Source organism: Marinococcus sp. LNHM5E3-2.1 (genome assembly GCF_056034365.1).
This window is the reverse complement of record NZ_JBQLIB010000016.1, coordinates 1-18,377: the sequence shown is the minus strand read 5'-3', so window position 1 is coordinate 18,377 and position 18,377 is coordinate 1. Positions and strand designations below refer to the sequence as shown.

Annotated in this window: 20 protein-coding genes; 17 read left to right on the top strand and 3 right to left on the bottom strand. The window is 46.9% G+C overall.

Annotated elements, in window-relative coordinates:
• Positions 1-3: 3 nt before the first annotated feature.
• The 6 genes from walK to rlmH all read left to right on the top strand — a co-directional run bounded on the left by walK (position 4) and on the right by rlmH (position 7,258).
• The gene (gene walK / locus ACTRXH_RS14245) at positions 4-1,854 is read left to right on the top strand and encodes a cell wall metabolism sensor histidine kinase WalK (protein ID WP_474261244.1); all 1,851 of its coding nucleotides are present in this window, start codon (positions 4-6) and stop codon (positions 1,852-1,854) included.
• Positions 1,851-3,215 carry a YycH family regulatory protein gene (locus ACTRXH_RS14240; protein ID WP_474282708.1) on the top strand — a complete coding sequence of 455 codons (1,365 nt, stop codon included), beginning with the start codon at positions 1,851-1,853 and terminating at the stop codon, positions 3,213-3,215. The genes walK and ACTRXH_RS14240 overlap by 4 nt, the downstream gene beginning before the upstream one ends.
• Before the next feature lies 1 nt (position 3,216).
• A complete protein-coding gene (gene yycI / locus ACTRXH_RS14235; RefSeq protein WP_474261246.1) occupies positions 3,217-4,152 on the top strand; it encodes a two-component system regulatory protein YycI in 936 nt (311 codons plus the stop codon).
• A gap of 18 nt (positions 4,153-4,170) precedes the next feature.
• Positions 4,171-4,965, top strand: a complete 795-nt coding sequence (locus ACTRXH_RS14230) for an MBL fold metallo-hydrolase (protein ID WP_474282706.1) — start codon at positions 4,171-4,173, stop codon at positions 4,963-4,965.
• 213 nt (positions 4,966-5,178) lie between these two features.
• Positions 5,179-6,426, top strand: a complete 1,248-nt coding sequence (locus ACTRXH_RS14225) for a S1C family serine protease (protein ID WP_474282704.1) — start codon at positions 5,179-5,181, stop codon at positions 6,424-6,426.
• Positions 6,427-6,778: 352 nt separating this feature from the next.
• Positions 6,779-7,258, top strand: coding sequence for a 23S rRNA (pseudouridine(1915)-N(3))-methyltransferase RlmH (rlmH, locus tag ACTRXH_RS14220; protein WP_474282702.1), 480 nt, complete (start codon positions 6,779-6,781; stop codon positions 7,256-7,258).
• A gap of 51 nt (positions 7,259-7,309) precedes the next feature.
• Here the strand turns inward: rlmH and ACTRXH_RS14215 are convergent, their stop codons facing one another.
• Together ACTRXH_RS14215 and ACTRXH_RS14210 are read right to left on the bottom strand one after the other, a co-directional pair.
• Positions 7,310-7,945, bottom strand: coding sequence for a hypothetical protein (locus tag ACTRXH_RS14215; RefSeq protein ID WP_474282700.1), 636 nt, complete (start codon positions 7,943-7,945; stop codon positions 7,310-7,312).
• Between the two features lie 185 nt (positions 7,946-8,130).
• A complete protein-coding gene (locus ACTRXH_RS14210; protein WP_474261251.1) occupies positions 8,131-8,403 on the bottom strand; it encodes a DUF4190 domain-containing protein in 273 nt (90 codons plus the stop codon).
• 200 nt (positions 8,404-8,603) lie between these two features.
• Between ACTRXH_RS14210 and ACTRXH_RS14205 the strand changes: the two genes are divergently transcribed.
• Together ACTRXH_RS14205 and ACTRXH_RS14200 are read left to right on the top strand one after the other, a co-directional pair.
• Positions 8,604-9,293, top strand: a complete 690-nt coding sequence (locus ACTRXH_RS14205) for a uracil-DNA glycosylase (RefSeq protein ID WP_474282698.1) — start codon at positions 8,604-8,606, stop codon at positions 9,291-9,293.
• Complete coding sequence (locus ACTRXH_RS14200) at positions 9,290-10,132, top strand: aldo/keto reductase (RefSeq protein WP_474261253.1); 843 nt, start codon at positions 9,290-9,292, stop codon at positions 10,130-10,132. Before ACTRXH_RS14205 ends, ACTRXH_RS14200 begins: the two co-directional genes overlap by 4 nt.
• A 57-nt stretch (positions 10,133-10,189) precedes the next feature.
• Here ACTRXH_RS14200 and ACTRXH_RS14195 read toward each other — a convergent pair whose 3' ends face one another.
• Positions 10,190-10,678 carry a glutathione peroxidase gene (locus tag ACTRXH_RS14195; RefSeq protein WP_474282695.1) on the bottom strand — a complete coding sequence of 163 codons (489 nt, stop codon included), beginning with the start codon at positions 10,676-10,678 and terminating at the stop codon, positions 10,190-10,192.
• A 174-nt stretch (positions 10,679-10,852) separates the two neighbouring features.
• On the opposite strand from ACTRXH_RS14195, the gene ACTRXH_RS14190 reads away from it, so the two are divergent.
• The 9 genes from ACTRXH_RS14190 (at position 10,853) to ACTRXH_RS14150 (ending at position 18,363) form a co-directional block, all read left to right on the top strand.
• Entirely contained in the window at positions 10,853-11,902 is a 1,050-nt protein-coding gene (locus ACTRXH_RS14190; protein WP_474282693.1) for an AbrB family transcriptional regulator, read from the top strand.
• A gap of 336 nt (positions 11,903-12,238) precedes the next feature.
• Positions 12,239-13,519, top strand: coding sequence for an ammonium transporter (locus tag ACTRXH_RS14185; protein WP_474261256.1), 1,281 nt, complete (start codon positions 12,239-12,241; stop codon positions 13,517-13,519).
• 3 nt (positions 13,520-13,522) lie between these two features.
• Positions 13,523-14,536, top strand: a complete 1,014-nt coding sequence (locus tag ACTRXH_RS14180) for a DUF294 nucleotidyltransferase-like domain-containing protein (protein WP_474261257.1) — start codon at positions 13,523-13,525, stop codon at positions 14,534-14,536.
• The gene (locus tag ACTRXH_RS14175) at positions 14,537-15,244 is read left to right on the top strand and encodes an exonuclease domain-containing protein (protein ID WP_091615278.1); all 708 of its coding nucleotides are present in this window, start codon (positions 14,537-14,539) and stop codon (positions 15,242-15,244) included.
• Between the two features lie 44 nt (positions 15,245-15,288).
• A complete protein-coding gene (locus ACTRXH_RS14170; RefSeq protein ID WP_462869050.1) occupies positions 15,289-15,546 on the top strand; it encodes a MerR family transcriptional regulator in 258 nt (85 codons plus the stop codon).
• 117 nt (positions 15,547-15,663) lie between these two features.
• Positions 15,664-15,849, top strand: a complete 186-nt coding sequence (locus ACTRXH_RS14165; protein ID WP_091615281.1) for a hypothetical protein — start codon at positions 15,664-15,666, stop codon at positions 15,847-15,849.
• A 167-nt stretch (positions 15,850-16,016) separates the two neighbouring features.
• The gene (locus tag ACTRXH_RS14160; RefSeq protein WP_474261258.1) at positions 16,017-17,486 is read left to right on the top strand and encodes a nicotinate phosphoribosyltransferase; all 1,470 of its coding nucleotides are present in this window, start codon (positions 16,017-16,019) and stop codon (positions 17,484-17,486) included.
• A 180-nt stretch (positions 17,487-17,666) separates the two neighbouring features.
• Positions 17,667-17,966: a DUF5327 family protein gene (locus tag ACTRXH_RS14155; protein ID WP_474261259.1), complete on the top strand. Its 300-nt coding sequence runs from the start codon at positions 17,667-17,669 to the stop codon at positions 17,964-17,966.
• 19 nt (positions 17,967-17,985) lie between these two features.
• Positions 17,986-18,363: a DUF423 domain-containing protein gene (locus ACTRXH_RS14150; protein ID WP_474261260.1), complete on the top strand. Its 378-nt coding sequence runs from the start codon at positions 17,986-17,988 to the stop codon at positions 18,361-18,363.
• The last annotated feature ends 14 nt before the right edge of the window (positions 18,364-18,377 follow it).

Below are 18,377 nucleotides of genomic sequence, written 5' to 3'. Positions count from 1 at the left end.
TGTATGAAGATTATCGATTTTTTCAAATCGATTCATTTTAAACTCATTTTGATCTTCGTGCTGCTGATTTTTGTAGCGATGCAGTTCATTACCGTATTTTTCACGAGCGCTCTTGAAGACACGCTCGTGGAAAATTTTAATGATACGCTCGCCGAGCAGACCGATCTTCTGGAGTATAATGTGCAGGAAGAACTGACACAGAGTCGAGGAGAAGACGATAATACGGTTCAGGAGGATATCGACAGTTTATTAAGCCAATTTGCCAATTCAGGAGCAAATAATGACCCGGGACAGTCGAGTCCGGAAGCCAGGGTGATCGGCTCCAATCAGATTATTTTAGGCACGTCGAATATAAACGAGCAGGATATCGTCAATAACCAATCGAACGATGACCTTGTGCAGCGGGCGTTATTAGGGAATACGCTTGAAGAAGTGCGCTGGGATGCCGACAGCGGCCACAGGGTCAGCTTAATTGTGCGGCCGATCGAAGAAGACGGAGAAATTCTGGGTGTATTGTACGTGCGTTCCGACATGTCGAGCGTATACAGCCTGGTAAATGACATCAGCAGTATTTTAATTGCAGCGAGCATTATTGTGCTGATTTTAAACGCCATACTTGGTATTCTGCTGGCCCGCACGATTACAAGACCTATCGCGGACATGCAGCGCCAGGCTAAAATTATGGGGGAAGGAGACTTTTCCCGCAGAGTCCGCGTGTACGGCAACGATGAAATCGGGCAGCTGGCCCATTCCTTTAACCAGCTGACGCTGAAACTAAAAGAGAGCCAGGCAAGCACCGAGGACGAACGGAAGAAATTAAGCTCGGTATTGACCCATATGACGGACGGGGTTATAGCCACTGATGAACTCGGGCGTATCATTTTGATGAACAAACGCGCTGAGCAGCTGTTAAACAAAAACAGCGACGAAATGGAAGGCACGTACATTACAGAAGCTCTGCATTTGTCTGAGACGCTGACATCGAGCGATCTGTATGATTATAATGAAGCGATCATGCTGGATTTCAGCAGCGAGGAACAGGATTTTCTGCTGCAGGCCAACTTTTCCATCGTGCGAAACGAAGATGGACCGGTTACTGGTCTGATTACCGTGCTTCATGATGTCACGGAGCAGGAAAAGATAGAAAGAGAGCGCCGGGAATTTGTATCAAATGTTTCTCACGAATTAAGAACTCCGCTGACTACGCTGAAGAGCTACATGGAAGCTCTCGAAGACGGAGCGATGCAGGATGAAAATCTGGGACCCCGCTTTTTACAGGTGACCCAGAACGAAACGGACCGAATGATCCGGCTCGTGAACGACCTGCTTCAGCTTTCGCGGATGGACAGTGACGAAATCAGCCTGGACTTTTTTACTGTGGACCTGTCTGAAATGATTAATCAGGTGATTGAACGCTTTGAAATGATTAACAAGGATAAAAATATTGCTTTCTATAAAGAAGTCCCTTCCTACCCGGTATACGTAGATATGGACAAAGACAGGATTTATCAAGTCTTTGATAACGTACTTTCAAATGCCGTGAAGTACTCGCCGGATGGCGGGGAAATCAGTGTGCAGATGTTTACTCGTGCTGATGCTGTAGACGTGGAAATCAGCGATCAGGGTGTAGGCATTCCAAAAGAAAGCCAGCACCGTATTTTTGACCGGTTTTACCGGGTGGATAAAGCGAGAGCGAGAAACCTCGGGGGTACCGGACTGGGTCTTGCGATTGCCAAGGAATTTATCCATGCGCACGGCGGAAGAATTGCGGCTGACAGTGAATGGAAAAAAGGAACCACTATATTAATTACGCTGCCATATTCAGTGATTAATAAAGCGGAGGCTGGATCATGAAAGAAACAATCAAATCCTGGGTGTTAACGATTTTAGTAATAGGCAGTCTGCTTCTTACCTGGCAGAACTGGTCGTTTCAGCCCGAATATGATAGCGTCAATTCCTCCGAAACCGTACAGGAAACGACAGAAATAGCAGAGACCCGGGAAGCAGGTGAAATCGTCCGGCCGAATCAGGGAGTAGTGCGTTCAAATGGCAGAAGTGTTCTCATGACCGAGGACCAGGCTTCAACTGACCTGGACAAAGCCTTCCGGCAGCTCGAAGAGGCAAGCATCACAGAAACATCAGCGACTGACCTGGAGCATGATGAGCTGTACGAAAGCGTCTCTTCAGCAGAATATTCGATGGAGCTTGTATTTCCGTCGTCGGTATCGTGGTCGATGATCAATGAACTGTTCAGCTTTGAAGATGAAAACGATGAAGCAGCCAGCATCCTGGATGGCTCGATTGACCGGATTATATTAACAGCTTCACCGGCAAGTGAAGAACTGAACGCTGCGTTTGTTTCCTACGATCAGGGTGTAGTTGTAAACAGCAACACTAGCCTGGATAAAAGCGATGTGGAGCACGAACGGTATCTCTCGGAATACGAAAACATGCTTACTTACAGTGCTGATGAAAACGGGTATGAAAAGCATATTTATATTCCCGAAGATCCGGGATCCCGGACGAATTATACCTATGCTTCCACGAGTTTATCAGCCAACAGCTTTCAGCAGGTGTTGCTGCCGGAAGGAAATGGCCAAAACCTTCAGACGTACAACTATGATTCATCAGAAGTCATCACAGACGGCACGAGAGAGCTGCGGATTAATAATGCCGGGGATTACCTTCGTTATGCCAACCCAACCTATTCGGAGCAGACAGACGGTAATGATACAAGCAGCCTTGTTTCTTCCTTTGAGTTCGTGAACAATCATGCCGGCTGGTCGGATAATTACCAGTATTATGATTCCACCACCCTGGACGGAGAAACAACGGTTACCTTCAGAATGAATAAAGGCGGTCTGCCAGTCTTCCGGGACTCCAATGGCAGTGATTTTGCTTCCATTCAGGTGTCGAATGTAGGCACGCAGACAAGTGGGTATTCCCGGCCGCTGTTTGATTTGGAAAATAACCCGGTCAGGACTGGGGCTGCTGGTGTCTCCACCGATCTTCCCACCGGGGAAAAAACGCTCGATGCTGTACAGGAGCAGTGCAGTTCTTCGTTGATTGAAGATATACAAATTGGCTACAGCATTTCAAGAAACGGGGAAAATTCCGGCTATTATGACATGGAGCCCGGGTGGTTTGTCCGCTGCGATGGCAGCTGGTCTCCAGTGGATTTTGGCGGAGACGATAACGAAGAAGGAGGAGAATAAGATGGACTGGGCGAGAACAAAGACCATTTTTATTATTGTTTTCCTGCTTCTTAATACATTTTTGCTTTCGAGTTATTTAGAACAGCAGACCAATTACCAGGAAAGCTCTGCCTCCCAGACAGGCGGTGAGGAATCAGAACAGCGGCTCTATGGGTATCCAGAGGATGATCTGCCGGACCGGATTGAACAGCTTCATCTAGAAGCAAGCTACGTGGATTTTGAAGACGGGAGCCGCTCTCAAAAGGTAGAAGACAACTCAAACATTAGTGAAATTACGTATATATCAAACGAACGACTGATTGGAATGAGTGCTACGCTCGAGGAACCGGTGGAAATATCTGAAGCTAACCGGAACGAGGATCTGGCCTCCTTTTTAAGCGACTATGTCTGGAGTGCAGACGATTATGAACAGGGCCAGATGGATGAAGAGTTAAACAGGCAGTACTATTATCAGACGTTTGACGATAAGCAGATTTATAAACCGGAGACGTCTGCCCAGCTTGAGCTGGTGTTTAACGACCAGGACGAGATTGTGGGCTTCCGACAGTCGTATTTTGAGCTTGATGCCACTCCGGCAGACAGCACCATTCCTCCGGAGGATGCTATTGAAGCCCTGGGGAACCCGAGCAACGGTATTCTGCAGACAAACGATACGGTGAGCGATGTGAGCGTCGGTTACTTTAACCAGGTTACACCTCAGGGAGAAAACGTTTATTTATATACACCGATGTATATTGTGGAAGTAAACGGAGAATCGAGGTACCTGGTGAATGCCAGAACCCAGCGCGTCCAATCATGGGAGCAGGTAATGGAGAATAACGGCGAAGAGGATATCATGGTCGAACCGGAGGTGCCGGAAAATGACTCTGACCCGGAAGAAGATGCTGAAGAAGATGGTTCAGCGGAAAACGGGGAAGAAGCACCGGCTAATGAATAGGGAAAGCAGGAGGATAGAATGACACTGCAGTTCAGTGTACTTGCCAGCGGCAGTACAGGCAATGCTATTTACGTACAGACTGGGAAGCAGCGTTTGTTGATTGATGCAGGATTGAGCGGCAAAAAAATAGTGGAAAATTTAAATGCGATCGGTGTGGATCCAGCAGCTTTGGACGCGCTGATAGTTACCCATGAACACAGCGATCATATTAAAAGCGTCGGGGTATTAAGCCGGAAATACCAGCTGCCGGTCTATGCCAACGTAAAAACGTGGCAGGCGATGGAAGGGCTTATTGGGAAGGTGCCCCTGGAACAGAAATTTCACCTTGACCGAAATCAGCCGGCAGCATTTGGCAATATTGAGCTTGAGCCATTCCACGTTTCGCACGATGCAGCAGATCCTATGTTTTTTGTGTTTCACCATGAAGGCAAAAAACTGGCGCTTGCCACAGATATGGGATACGTCAGCGACCAGGTCAAAGGCACGGTAAAAAATGCCGATGCGTACGTTTTTGAATCAAACCATGACATTAATCTGCTTCGTATGGGCCGCTATCCCTGGAATGTTAAAAAACGAATCCTGGGTGATTCCGGACACGTGTCGAACGAGGACTCCGCTTATGCGCTCGCGGATATTGTCGGAGAGCGGACGAGCAGAATCTATCTCGCGCATTTAAGCCGGGACAATAACATGAAAGACTTGGCACGGATGACAGTAAAGCAGGTGCTTGAAGAAGAGGAAACAGGAATAGGTCATACGTTTCATCTCTACGATACGGATCCATTTCTTCCTACAAGCCTGCATACCCTTTAAACCAATATATATGGTACACCTTAGGGGTATTCTCTATAAACGTAAAAAATTATCAAAAGCGCGCCCTTTTACTGGACGGGGCGTGCTTTTTCTTCGTACAATAAATATACATCCCGGCACCCGAGACGGGTATGATAAAGGGTCTTCATTTCAGTATGTGTCAAAAGCACTGAAATCAGCCCCGGTATCTTATGAAAAAGGAAGTGTCGGAATATGGGTTATTATGATGATCATGCAAGAAAAGAAAGTCAGAAGCAAAAGAAAAGTCGCAGAAATGTAGGTATCGCGGGCTTTGTGGGGGCAATTCTCGGTGCAGGGGTAATGACAGTATCAGCACCGTTTATATATGATTCGGTTTCAGGGGAAAATACTGAAACGATTGACGGGACGGCGGATTTATCGGACAACGGTTCCGGATCCGACGTCTCTACGGAAGAAGTCAGTGCAGAGGCTGGCACGGTAACAGCAGCAGCAAACGAGGTTTCCGGGGCTGTAGTCGGAGTGTTTAATCAGGTTCAGTCAGAAAACGCCGGTATTCAGGGCAGCGAGGACCAGGGCGAAGAATCTGTCGAACAGGGGACCGGCTCTGGCGTTATTTATAAAAAGGAAAACGGCTCAGCGTTTATTGTTACCAACAACCATGTGGTAGAAGGGGCAAATTCAGTAGAAATCAGCTTAGAGGATGATACCCGGCTGGAAGCAGAGATTGTCGGTACTGACCCTTATACTGATCTGGCCGTGTTAAAAGTAGACGGCGGACAGATAGACACGGTAGCTGATTTTGGCAGTTCGGACGACCTGCAGGTAGGAGATCAGGCAATCGCTATTGGGAATCCGCTCGGCACAGATCTGTCACGAACAGTGACAGAGGGAATCATCAGCGCGAAGGACCGCAGTATTCCGGTGGATTACGACGGGGATGGACAGGATGACTGGGAAGCAGACGTCATGCAGACGGATGCAGCAATCAACCCCGGCAACAGTGGTGGTCCTTTGGTCAACAGCTCAGGTCAGGTCATCGGCATTAATTCGATGAAAATTGCCCAGTCTTCGGTGGAAGGCATCGGGTTTTCGATTCCAACATCAGTGGCAGTGCCGATCATTGAAGATTTAGAAGAAGACGGCGAAGTAGAACGCCCGCAGCTGGGTGTTGCTATTCAATCAATTTCTGAACTGTCAAGCTACAACTGGACAGAAGAGCTGGGACTTCCGGAAGATGTGGATCACGGAGTGTACGTGACCCAGGTCCAGCCAAATTCTGACGCGCAGGAGGCAGGACTCGAACAAAACGATGTGATCACTCAAATTGACGGCGAAGAAGTACAGGGAGGCAGCGACCTCAGGAATTATCTCTATAACAGCACCGAAATCGGAGATACAGTTACTATAACGTATTACCGGAACGGGGAAGAGCAGACAACGGATATAGAATTAACACAGACAGAATCCACAGGTGAATAAATCAATTCAGGGCCTTCCATTGAAGGCTCTTTTTTTGTGGATAAATATAGATATGGTCGAACTGAAGAAAATATATGCTACAATAGACGCGGAGAAAATTGTATGGAGAAAGAGGGACAAACCCTTGCTATACTGCTGTAAAGAACATATAAGATAATTATTGGATGACGTATTGTAAAATGAAAAAAGTATAGCTGTGGGTGTGGATAGGATTGTGGATGAAAGTGAAAAAATATCCACACCCTGTGAGTATCGGGGAGAAAAAGCAGAATATATCTTGTCAATTTAGGCTCGTTCACTTGTGAATATGTGGACAATTTCTGTGGAAAAATAAGCTGGAGGGAAAAGACCTGTGAATATATTGATTATTGCCGTCGGTAAATGCAAAGAAACATTCATCAATGAAGGAATCGCAGAATATAAAAAAAGACTGAGCAGGCAGGGCTCCTTGGAAATTGTTGAAGTAAGGGATGAAAAAACACCGGAGCAGGCCAGTGATAAGGAAAATGAGCAGGTAAAGAATACAGAGGGCGAACGCATTCTCAAAAAGATTCCTGAACGGGGATACGTGATTGCTCTTGAGCCGGAAGGCAGAATGATTTCTTCTGAACAGCTGGCTGCAACCTTCCAGGATTTAGCCGTACAGGGAACGAGTACCATTGTTTTTGTCATCGGTGGATCGCTCGGCCTATCCGCAGAAGTGTTAAAGCGGTCTGATTTCAAATGGTCATTTTCTGCGTTAACCTTCCCCCACCAATTAATACGTCTGATGCTTACAGAGCAGATCTACCGTGCAGTACAAATTAATGCGGGTAGCCCGTACCATAAGTAAAAGGAATGTAAAAAGCGCTTACTCTTAAAGGAGCAGGCGCTTGTTTAACAGTTAATTATTGTAGGCGCTTAACTGTTCTTCATAGGCGAATTCGACCATAACAAAATCATAGCCCCAGTCGTCGTAAGCGTTTTGCAGAAGCGTTTCCTTTGTACCTGTGTCGATGGAAAGCTCTGATAAGCTCTGGTAGGCAGCTCTCTGCTCCTCTATGACGAAATCCTGCATAACATAGTCGTCAGGCCAGTCGCTCTCTGCATTTTCTTTAATACGGGTCTCTGCCTCTTCTTCAGTAATCGAGGCGATAACGTTCGTGTAGCTTCCGTCTGTCTCTTCGCTGGAATCGGATGAAGCTTCTGTCTCTTCTTCCTCCTCGTTGAAGGTCCCTGCTTCTTCTTTTAATTCTGCGTTTTCTTCCTTAAGCTCTTCGTTTTCTTCCAGTAAATTCTGGTTCTTTTCCTTTAGATTTGTTTTCTTTTCTTTTAGACTGTTCTTTTTCTCGCGGAGTTCTTCATTTTTTTCCTGCAGATTGGACACTTTTGTTTTCAGTTTCTCGTTCTTTTCCTTTATTTCCTGCAGTTCTTCCTTCACAGAAGACCCTGAAGCAGCTTCGGTCTCTATAGAAGTACTGCAGGCTGAAAGCATGAATAAGGAAACAAGACCTACGACAGGTACAATCTTTTTGTTCATATAACCTCCTAATAAAATGTATTTAATAGTTACATAGTACTGCCGGTGAGAAGGATAAACAAGTATTTGTTTGCCGGCCATTTCTTTTTATAGGCAGCTGCTTTTTTTTTGCAGGGATGCTTTACTTTACGGACAAAAATTCGGCGCTTTTAGGTGTAAAAAACCTAAAAGCGCCGATACTTTTATCATAATACAAAAACATTTAACGTAATGATAGCTCCTATTATCGTTCCAATTAAGCTGAAAATGACTCCGGCCAATGCTGCTTTTCTTCCGCGGTAATGATAGTTTTTAATGTCCTTTAATGCTTTAATCCCGGTCCACAAACCAATAATACCGAAAATTACACTGAAAGGAAAAAGAATTACAAGAAAAATGAATGCATCAAACCCCAGGACTAAGGAAATGATGGCTTTAAGGCTTCTTGGCTGGGTCGCCACTGTATCAGTTTCATTCATGGGCTGCCGCTCCTTCACTATACCAGATCACATTATCGTCTTTTTTATCGTAACGCGACTGTGAAGCAAAAACAATGAACAGGAGTGGCATTCTATTGACATTTCCCGGACTGCTTACGTTTGATCTTTCTAAAAAAAGGATATTAAGGATTTAGAGCATACAGTAAAAGAAATCAGCAGGCGAAGGAGTCGACGCGGCTATGGAAATTCTGCAGAATGACTGGGCTCCTGTGCTCGAAAAGGAATTCGAAAAAGAGTACTATCAGGAGCTGCGGGAATTTTTAAAAAAAGAATACCAGGAAAAGACCGTCTATCCTGATATGCACGATATTTTTAATGCGCTGCATTATACAGGATACGAGAATACAAAAGTGGTTATTCTTGGTCAGGACCCCTACCACGGGCCGAAGCAGGCCCACGGGTTAAGTTTTTCCGTAAATCCGGATGTTTCCATCCCCCCATCGCTGAAAAACATCCATGCAGAGCTGGAAGAAGACCTGGGCTGTGAAAAACCGCGTCATGGTTCCCTCGTTTCCTGGGCAAAGCAGGGAGTGCTTCTGCTGAACACAGTACTTACGGTGCGAAAAGGGGAAGCGAATTCGCACAAAGGACAAGGATGGGAAACCTTCACAAATGAAGTAATCCGGCAGACTAACGAAAAAGAGTATCCCGTGGTATTCATTTTATGGGGCCGCCATGCTCAGGCAAAAGAAGAGCTTATTACAAACGAGCATCACTTAGTCATTAAATCTCCACATCCGAGTCCGTTTTCCGCTAATAAAGGATTCTTTGGAAGCCGCCCGTTCTCAAAAACCAATCAGTTTTTGAAAGAGGCCGGGCGTCCGGAAATTGACTGGTGTATTCCAACAGAGGAGGAAGATCGTACATGAGTATTCAAACATCTGTAACAACCTTAGCAAACGGAGTAAAAATGCCGTGGTTAGGCCTTGGCGTCTATCAGGCAGAAAAAGGTGAAGAAGTAAAAAATGCTGTTTTAACCGCCCTGCAGGCAGGCTATCGCTCCATCGACACCGCTTCCTTTTATGACAACGAAGAAAGCGTCGGAGAAGCGATTCAGGAAAGCGGAGTGCCACGTGATGAATTGTTTATCACCACAAAGCTGTGGAACAATGAACACGGCTTTGACGAAGCGCTGGAAGCCTTTGAGCGCTCCCGTAAAAAACTCGGCGTTGATGTAGTGGACCTTTATTTGATCCATTGGCCGGTTCCCGGAAAGTTCAAAGAAACCTGGGGAGCGCTTGAGAAGCTGTATAAAGACGGCAAAGTACGTGCCATAGGAGTCAGTAACTTTACCGAACAGCACCTCGAAGAGCTGCTGAAAACAGCAGAAATCACGCCGATGCTGAACCAGGTAGAGTTTCATCCGCGTCTTTTCCAAAAAGCCCTGTTAGAATACTGCCAAAGCCATGATATTCAGCTTGAAGGCTGGAGACCGCTTGGGAAAGGCGATCTTCTTGAACACGATGCGGTGAAAGAAATTGCTGACAAGCATGGCAAAACGCCGGCACAGGTTCTGGTACGGTGGGCCCTTCAAAATAAGGTTGTATCTATTCCTAAGTCTGTTACAGCCGAACGGATCCGCTCTAATGCAGAAGTGTTCGATTTTGAACTCGATACGAAAGACATGGACACGATCAACGGCATGAATGAAGACGCCCGTTATGGTCTGCACCCGGATGAGTTCGATTACGCGTCAACGACAAAATAATGAAGTAAAGCAGCCGGCATATTCGCTATGCCGGCTGCTTTTTTATGTTTACCATCTTTAAGACTGCTGAAGGCCAGTTTCAATCATGCTCGTTATTTGCGGATCGGTCGGTTTTGTACTGCTTTTGAAGCTGCCGAGAACTTCGCCGTGGCGGGAAACAAGAAACTTCTCAAAATTCCATTCGATCTCACGGTCTGGGCTGGTCTGCTCCAGAAGCCAGTCGAAAAGGGGATGTTTTTCGTTTCCTTTGGCATGGATCTTATCAAAAATATCGAAGCTGACCCCGTAATTGGTTTCGCAGAATTCCGTGATATTTTCAATAGTGTCCGGCTCCTGGCCGCCAAAGTCGTTCGAAGGAAAGCCGAGTACCTGAAAGCCACGGTTTTTGTATCGTTGATACAGCTCCTCCAATTCTTCGTACTGCGGAGTGAAGCCGCATTCTGAAGCAGTGTTGACAATCAGCAGCACCTCACCCCTGTACTCGTTCAGTGTTTTTTCTGTGCCATCAGCCTGGACGGCCTCAATGTTGTAAATACTGGCAGTCATAATTTCCTCCTTTGAGCGAATAATACTTTTCGTATAACCTCCGCCATTCCCATTCAAACTCCTCTGCTGTGAATAAAATGCAATTAATGCATGAAATAGCGGGAAGGTTTTTCAATTTCATCAGGATGCTATAATATTAACCGATATGGATGAATGAGGAAAGAAGGCATCAGGATGAAGCGGACAAAACTTTTATTATTAGCAACTGCCGTACTAACAGGCAGCTTGTTTACCTACTTACAGCTGCCGGCAGGATGGCTGCTTGGCGGGCTCGTGACAGGGATTGTCTGTGGGATGGCGTACAAACGGCTCGTTTTTGATGGCTGGCCGTTCCGCACCGTTCTTGCTTTGATTGGATGCAACATTGGTTTTATGATGGAGCCCGGTATCTTTGCTCTTCTGGGACAGTATATTTTTCCGCTGATTCTTACCCTCAGCTTAACAATGGCGCTCGGCGTTGGTCTCGGCTGGCTGATGAACCGCTGGACGGATCTCGATCCGCTGACGGCTTATTTTTGCTGTGTCCCGGGAGGCGCTTCGGAGGTGATCGGCTTAAGCAGCGATTACGGAGCTGACAACCGTATGGTCGCGGCATTTCACACTACGCGAATAACGCTGTTTGTGTTAACGATACCAATTTTTATCGGTCTTACGACCCCGGCGGATATTGGCTCGATAGGAAGTGCCGGACCGGCGATATCCGAAGTCTCTCCTGCAGTAATGGGAGTGTTCGGTATTTGCGTTGTGGCTACGGTTCTGCTTTATTATTTGTATAAAGTACCGGCAGGAACGTTGTTTTACGGGTTACTAATTGGATTTGTCGTTGGCCACTGGGTGGTGACAACAGACAATGGACTCCCCTCTGTTATCGGCGGGAGCGGCCAGGCTCTGCTCGGAGCGATGGTCGGTATCCGTTTTGACCGTCCGACCTTTTATAAATTAAAGGAGATCGGGCGTCCAAGCGCGGTGCTTCTCGGGTTTTACTTCATTTTCAGCCTGCTGCTCGCTCTAATGTTTCACGCTGCTACGGGTCTGCCGTATGTGACGAGTCTTCTCAGCACAGTCCCTGCAGGGGCAGCAGAGATGAGCAGCACGGCGGTTGCCTTAAATCTTGAACCGACTCTTGTATCGAGTCTCCATATTATAAGAGTGCTCGTGTTGTTTCTCTGCCTGCCATTTTTTGTGCGTCTGCTGCAGAGGCTTATTCAAAAACAGTCGGTATAGCAGAACTGAATAGAAATAGACAGCTGGGGCGATAATTAATTTTATCGTCTTTTTTTTGGGGAGAAAATGCTGGAGAAAAAATAAAAAGACTATTATTTTAAGGTAACGCTTTCAAAAATAATGAAAACAAAATTATTTCGTAAAATAATAAACCTTTTGAACCCGTTGCATATCACTGATTTTTCGAATTTTTAAGTCATAAGGAGGATATTTTTGTGTAAGATTATCTTACATAGTACTAGATTCTGAAAATTTAAACGGTAAAATACTATTTAACGCAAGATGTTAGCTAAGTTCACATGAATCTTGCACGATAATAACAGAGGGGGAAAAAACGTGGATCCGATAGTATTGCTTGATAACCTTTGGGTTATGCTTGGATTTATTTTAGTTATTCTTATGCAGGGTGGATTTATTCTATTGGAAGCAGGTTCGACCCGGATGAAAAACGCGGGTCACATTGCAGGAAAAACAATCTTTACACTGGGGATTTCCTCACTTGTCTTCTGGGCTGTCGGGTACGGTTTTATCTACGGTAACGACGTTGGAGGCATCATCGGGCTTTCGAACTTCTTTTACGGGGACGCAAGCACCGCAGACGGTTTAACGCCTGCCATCGACTTTATCTTCCAGCTCGCATTTGCGGCGATTGCCCTTACGATTGCTTTTGGCGGTTTCGCTGAACGTGCGAAGCTTGCAGCTTACGTAGTCTTCGCTATTTTATTCTCTGCCATTGTGTATCCAATAATTGCACACTGGATCTGGGGCGGCGGCTGGATTTCCGGTCTTGGCAAACAGGACTTTGCCGGTTCCACAGTAGTCCATTTGACTGGTGCGATGGGTGCTCTTGCGGCAACAATTTTACTTAAGCCGCGTATTGGGAAATACAATAAAGACGGTTCGGTCAACAATCTTCCAGGTCATAACCAGGTGTTTACTGCTTTAGGGGTGCTTTTCCTGTGGGTCGGCTGGTTCGGCTTTAACGGAGCGAGTACCTTCGGTGTAGCGGACGGTTTCTTTGGCTACGTTGCAATGAATACACAGCTGGCAGCGGCGGCGGGTGCTTTTGCAGCACTTCTGATTGCCTGGGCTGTGCTCGGAAAAGCAGACGTACCAAGCATGTTGAACGGAGCACTGGCAGGACTTGTAGCAATTACCGCTTCCTGCGCATTTGTAGCTCCATGGGCATCCGTGGTTATCGGCGCAATTGGTGGAATACTCTGCTTCTTCAGCGTTCGTTTCTTTGAAAAACGTAACATCGATGATCCAATTTTCGCCCTTTCAGTTCACGGTATGGCTGGTATCTGGGGTACGCTTTCTACCGGTTTCTTTGCTACACCGCAGCTTGCTGAAATGAACGGCGGCCGTGCCGGTTTATTCTACGGCGGCGGGCTGACCCAGCTGGGTGTTCAAGCAATCAGTGTCGTAGCTTGCGGACTGTTTGCACTCATCGCTTCTTACATTATTCTCTTAATTACAAAATCGATCATCGGCGGCCTTCGCGTATCGGAAGAAGAAGAAATCATGGGTCTTGATATGAGTGAGCACGGTGCATACGGGTACCCGGAAAACGTGCAGCCTACTACAGACAATTCTTCGGAAAGAACAGGAGCATAAATTATGTCGAATTCTTCATTCTCACAAGCACAGGGATTTTCAGCAGAACCTTCCTTTAAGAGCTATGAAGAAATAAAAAAAGACAAAGAAGAGAAGATGGACGATTTGGCGGGAGAGCCAGTAAAGCTTAATGAAGCCCACGATATGTGGATTTCAGAAACGGTTACTCTTGCTGTTCATCATCACCAGAGTGAGCGGGGAGACCTTCCTGCTCACTTTGCTTTTTTTCTTATGGGAAGCGCGGGAAGACAGGAGCAGGCGAAGTTCAGTGATCAGGATCATGGTATTGTTTTTGAAGGGACAGACGACGAACACCAGGATTACTTTCTCGGCCTCGGAGCAGAAATACGTGAAGGAATGGCGATCGTTGGATACCCGCGCTGTGAAGGACTGGTTATGGCTTCGCACAAACGCTGGTGCCACGGGGTGGAAGGGTGGAAAAAGCAGGTGGATGGCTGGATTGAAGCCGATGAATGGGGGCCGTTCCGCCACCTGCTCACCTTTATCGATGCGAGGACGCTGGTGGGAGAAGATGAGCTTCTTGAGGAAGTAAAGGAGCATGTCTTCGAGCAGGCCGGCCAGCGAGACGTATTAAAGCGATTATCCGAAAACACTGCGTACCTGCACAAGGGGCTCAACGCTTTCGGCCAGCTTCTCCCGGAAGAAAAAGGGCAGTACGCAGGCTCGATGCACATCAAAGATGTTGGATTTTTCCCATACGTTCATGCTCTGCGTCTGCTTGCGATCCATGAGGGGATTCATGCTTCCTCCACGATAGAACGCATCCGGCAGGTGTCGGAAAAACATTCCTATGTGAAGGGCAAGGACGTGCATTTTAAAAATCTGCTGGAGCTGCGGGCTTCATTTTCCAAGAAACAGAATGTTTATGAAGATGTTCACTACGTACCGCTGCAGCAGCTTTCGAAAGCCCAGAAGTCCGAGCTGAAATCTGCATTAAAAGAAGGAAAACACTTGTTTCAGCACACAAAAAAAATCATGGAGTCGGGTGATTTTTAGATGTTTCAATGGATGCGCAGTATTTCTAGTCGATTTGGCGGTCTGGACTCCACGAATCCCCAGCATCAGTCTTTTATGCGTCAGCTGCAAAAAGATGTAAAGGCAGAGCAGCCTCTGCAGAAATCGCTGTCTTCACTGAACGTCACCGTCCTTGATCTGGAAACCTCGGGCTTTAACGCAGATGCCGGAGATAAGATATTGTCGATGGGAGCGATTAAAATTAAACACAACCGGCTGGTCCGGGACGATGCCTTTTATACGCTTGTCCATGAACCAGAGGCTGTGTCCCCGGAGGTAAGCGAAGTCACCGGTTTAACAGCGGAGGAATTGGAAGCAGACGGCCAATCGATCAGCGAAGCTCTCGAGCAGTTTTATCAGTTTGCCCAGGCGGATATACTCGTAGCGCATCACGCCTCCCATGAACGAAAGTTTCTGCAGAAGTATACGTACCGGACGATGGGGACGAACCTGCAGCATCGTCTGCTCGATACTTCGTTTGTGTTCAGTATTGCTGCCCCGGATTTTGAATTTCGTTCGCTCGATGACTGCTGCAACTATTACGACATCCCGATAAAAGGAAGACACAATGCTCTAGGGGATGCCATTATGGCGGCTGAGCTCTGGACACGCTCCATCCAGACGGTACAGGAGCTTGGCTATGAGACACTTCAGGACGTATATGCACATCTCAGCCACCGCCGGAGGTAACCCCTTACGGCAGGCTGAAAAAATTTATAAAGGAGGAGGGCGCGGTGAAGGGTAATATTCCTCGTAATGCTGCTTGTTTTCCCATTAGCGTGGTACAAGAAATCACATCATTGTCAGCTCGCCAAATCCGTTACTACGAAGAACAGGGGTTGATCAATCCAGAGCGAAATCAGGGAAACCAGCGCCTGTTTTCGATGAATGATATTGATCGGTGTCAGGAAATCAAAGAGCTTATCGACCAGGGGTTAAATATTGCCGGTATCAAAGCCGTGCTCTCCGTCCGGGATAAGAGTTCAAGCTGAGGAATTATCGCAGGATATGCATTAATAAAAAAGTCCCTTTTTTAAAAAAATTCTTTATATCTGTTTGAATAAAGAAGTGAACGGGAACACTTTCGAAACAACGGAGGTGTTTTATTCATGTCATTTATCATAGTAGAAGATATTCAAGTACCGGCGAAAAAATTCGACGAGCTTGAAAACGCCCGTGAAGACGCATCGGAAAAGGAAGTAATTGTCCGCAATAACGATGGCCAGTACTGGGTGATTGACGAAGAAGACTATGCGAAGATCGAAGCCTACGGCTATGAGCTTGTAGAGAAGTAAACGCAGACGTATAAGAGTCCGCACCTGATTCAGGGCGGGCTCTTTTTTAAATGTACCCGGGACAAGAGGGAAACGGGTTTCAATGGAAAGAAGAAGTGAAAAAGTACAAGTAGTGCAAACACGACTCAGGCAAGTACAAATAACAGGATTTAAAAGGGGGGGCTGGAATGACACGCTATGAAGATGACAGTTTATCGCTCCATACCGATTTATATCAGGTGAATATGGTGGAAACGTATTGGCGGAGCGGCATGCATACCCGGAAAGCCGTATTTGATCTATATTTTCGGGAGCTCCCGTTTGGCAATGGGTTTGGCGTATTTGCCGGATTGGAACGGGTCGTACACTTTTTGGAAAATTTCCGGATGACAAAGGAAGACCTTACTTATCTGCGGGAAGAAGCAGGCTACGGGGAAGATTTTCTTTCCTATTTAGCGGAACTCCGGTTTACCGGCAGTGTTTATGCGATGAAGGAAGGCGAGCTTGTCTTCGGCAACGAGCCGATGATCAAAGTAGAAGCGCCGCTCGGAGAAGCCCAGCTGATTGAAACCGCGCTGTTAAACATGGTGAACTACCAGACACTGATCGCTACGAAAGCAGCCCGCATTAAACAGGTGACGGGTGGGGACGGACGAGCGATGGATTTCGGTCTGCGCCGGGCCCAGGAGCTTGACGCCGGGCTGTGGGGGAGCAGAGCGGCTTTTGTCGGCGGTTTTGAAGTAACGAGCAATGTCAGGGCCGGAAAAGTATTCGGGCTTCCTACAGCGGGCACACATGCGCATTCTATGGTACAGGCATGTGAAACAGAGTATGAAGCCTTTAAAATGTATGCCGAGCACCACACGGATTGCGTATTTTTAGTGGATACGTACGACACTCTCCGCTCGGGAGTACCTAATGCCATCAAGGTCGCAAAAGAGATGGGTGAAAATATCCGCTTCAAAGGCGTGCGTCTCGACAGCGGGGATCTGGCCTACCTGTCCAAAGAAGCAAGAAGAATGCTCGATGAGGCCGGCTTTACAGACACCCAGATTATTGCCTCCGGAGACCTGGATGAATATACAATTACCAATTTAAAATCCCAGGGGGCAGAAATTGATACGTGGGGTATCGGTACCAAGCTTATCACCGGGTATGACCAGCCTGCTCTTGGAGCTGTATACAAGCTTGTGGCGATTGAAAACAATAATGGTGACATGCGTGACACGATGAAAATTGGAGCAAAAAAATCCGGCAATCTGGAAAAAATGACTACCCCGGGCGTGAAAAATGTTTACCGGATAATAAATACTGAAAACAAACGCTCGGAAGGAGATTACATTACGCTTTCCGGGGAAGAGCCAAACGAGCAGGAGGAGCTGCACATGTTCCATCCGGTGCACACGTATATCAGCAAAAAAGTTCAGAATTTCAAAGCGGTGAATCTTCATGAAACAATATTCAAAGACGGTAAGCTGGTTTACAGTCTCCCGTCCATGACAGATATCCAGACCTATATGCAATCAAATCTGCCGCTTTTATGGGAAGAATACAAACGGTCGTTAAATCCTGAAGAATATCCAGTTGATTTAAGCCCGAAATGCTGGGAAAACAAAGTGCAGAAGATGCATGAAATTCAAAACGAATTTAGTCGGTAAAAGAACAGTCTGCCGGGCCGAATTTTTCGGTTCGGCAGTTTTTTTATACTATCTGCCGGAAAATTGCGAACGTCTCGTGACAATGAGGAGAAACATAGGGCTGCGGGCTGTACATATGATATAATTTGACAGAATTCCAAATGTGAATGCTTTGAAGCAGAGAAAGGGAGGGCAGAGCCTATGCAGATATCTGTTCAGACCGTGATTGAAAAAATGGAAGAGGAACTGCTCCAGCTCGCAGAGCAGGGGGAAAAGGGAGACGAGCGGGCGCTGCAGGAGCACGCAAGAACGCTTCGAAACTATTGTGATATTCTGCTTTCTTCCAGGGCCGGGGAAGCACAGCGCCCGGCTGCAGAACCTCCGCAGCCAAAAGCTGCGGCTCCTGCTCCGGAAAAGCCTGCAGCATCGAGGCCGAGCCGTGAAACGGTGGAAGAGGAAAAAGATATTCCGTCAACGGAAGGTAATTTACTGGATTTTTAATTAAGAAGGAGACTTAGGCATGCTGTGGAAAGTACTCGTTGTGTTAGGGGCAGTAAACGCTGCGTTGGCAGTGGGAATTGGGGCGTTCGGTGCCCACGGCCTGGAGGGCCGGCTGTCGAACCGGATGCTTGAAACGTATAATACCGGAGCGCAGTATCATATGTATCATTCCCTGGGACTGATCGCTATCGGCGCTGTAGCAGCTTATACTGGCGGAGGATCAGCGCTGTTGGGATGGTCCGGATGGCTGTTGTTTGCAGGAATTGTTTTATTTTCCGGCAGCCTGTATGTGCTGTCGCTTTCTGGCATTTCCTGGCTGGGGGCCGTAACTCCTTTAGGCGGAGTGGCTTTTATTGCCGGGTGGATTTGTTTAATTATTTACGTGCTGAAAGCCTAAGAAAAGCCGGCTGC

Bases quoted from the DNA above. Each gene is read 5' to 3' on its own strand.
- walK (WP_474261244.1), top strand. From the start codon at position 4: ATGAAGATTATCGATTTTTTCAAATCGATTCATTTTAAACTCATTTTG.
- ACTRXH_RS14240 (WP_474282708.1), top strand. From the start codon at position 1,851: ATGAAAGAAACAATCAAATCCTGGGTGTTAACGATTTTAGTAATAGGC.
- yycI (WP_474261246.1), top strand. From the start codon at position 3,217: ATGGACTGGGCGAGAACAAAGACCATTTTTATTATTGTTTTCCTGCTT.
- ACTRXH_RS14230 (WP_474282706.1), top strand. From the start codon at position 4,171: ATGACACTGCAGTTCAGTGTACTTGCCAGCGGCAGTACAGGCAATGCT.
- ACTRXH_RS14225 (WP_474282704.1), top strand. From the start codon at position 5,179: ATGGGTTATTATGATGATCATGCAAGAAAAGAAAGTCAGAAGCAAAAG.
- ACTRXH_RS14215 (WP_474282700.1), bottom strand. From the start codon at position 7,945: ATGAACAAAAAGATTGTACCTGTCGTAGGTCTTGTTTCCTTATTCATG.
- ACTRXH_RS14210 (WP_474261251.1), bottom strand. From the start codon at position 8,403: ATGAATGAAACTGATACAGTGGCGACCCAGCCAAGAAGCCTTAAAGCC.
- ACTRXH_RS14205 (WP_474282698.1), top strand. From the start codon at position 8,604: ATGGAAATTCTGCAGAATGACTGGGCTCCTGTGCTCGAAAAGGAATTC.
- ACTRXH_RS14200 (WP_474261253.1), top strand. From the start codon at position 9,290: ATGAGTATTCAAACATCTGTAACAACCTTAGCAAACGGAGTAAAAATG.
- ACTRXH_RS14195 (WP_474282695.1), bottom strand. From the start codon at position 10,678: ATGACTGCCAGTATTTACAACATTGAGGCCGTCCAGGCTGATGGCACA.
- ACTRXH_RS14190 (WP_474282693.1), top strand. From the start codon at position 10,853: ATGAAGCGGACAAAACTTTTATTATTAGCAACTGCCGTACTAACAGGC.
- ACTRXH_RS14180 (WP_474261257.1), top strand. From the start codon at position 13,523: ATGTCGAATTCTTCATTCTCACAAGCACAGGGATTTTCAGCAGAACCT.
- ACTRXH_RS14175 (WP_091615278.1), top strand. From the start codon at position 14,537: ATGTTTCAATGGATGCGCAGTATTTCTAGTCGATTTGGCGGTCTGGAC.
- ACTRXH_RS14165 (WP_091615281.1), top strand. From the start codon at position 15,664: ATGTCATTTATCATAGTAGAAGATATTCAAGTACCGGCGAAAAAATTC.
- ACTRXH_RS14160 (WP_474261258.1), top strand. From the start codon at position 16,017: ATGACACGCTATGAAGATGACAGTTTATCGCTCCATACCGATTTATAT.
- ACTRXH_RS14155 (WP_474261259.1), top strand. From the start codon at position 17,667: ATGCAGATATCTGTTCAGACCGTGATTGAAAAAATGGAAGAGGAACTG.
- ACTRXH_RS14150 (WP_474261260.1), top strand. From the start codon at position 17,986: ATGCTGTGGAAAGTACTCGTTGTGTTAGGGGCAGTAAACGCTGCGTTG.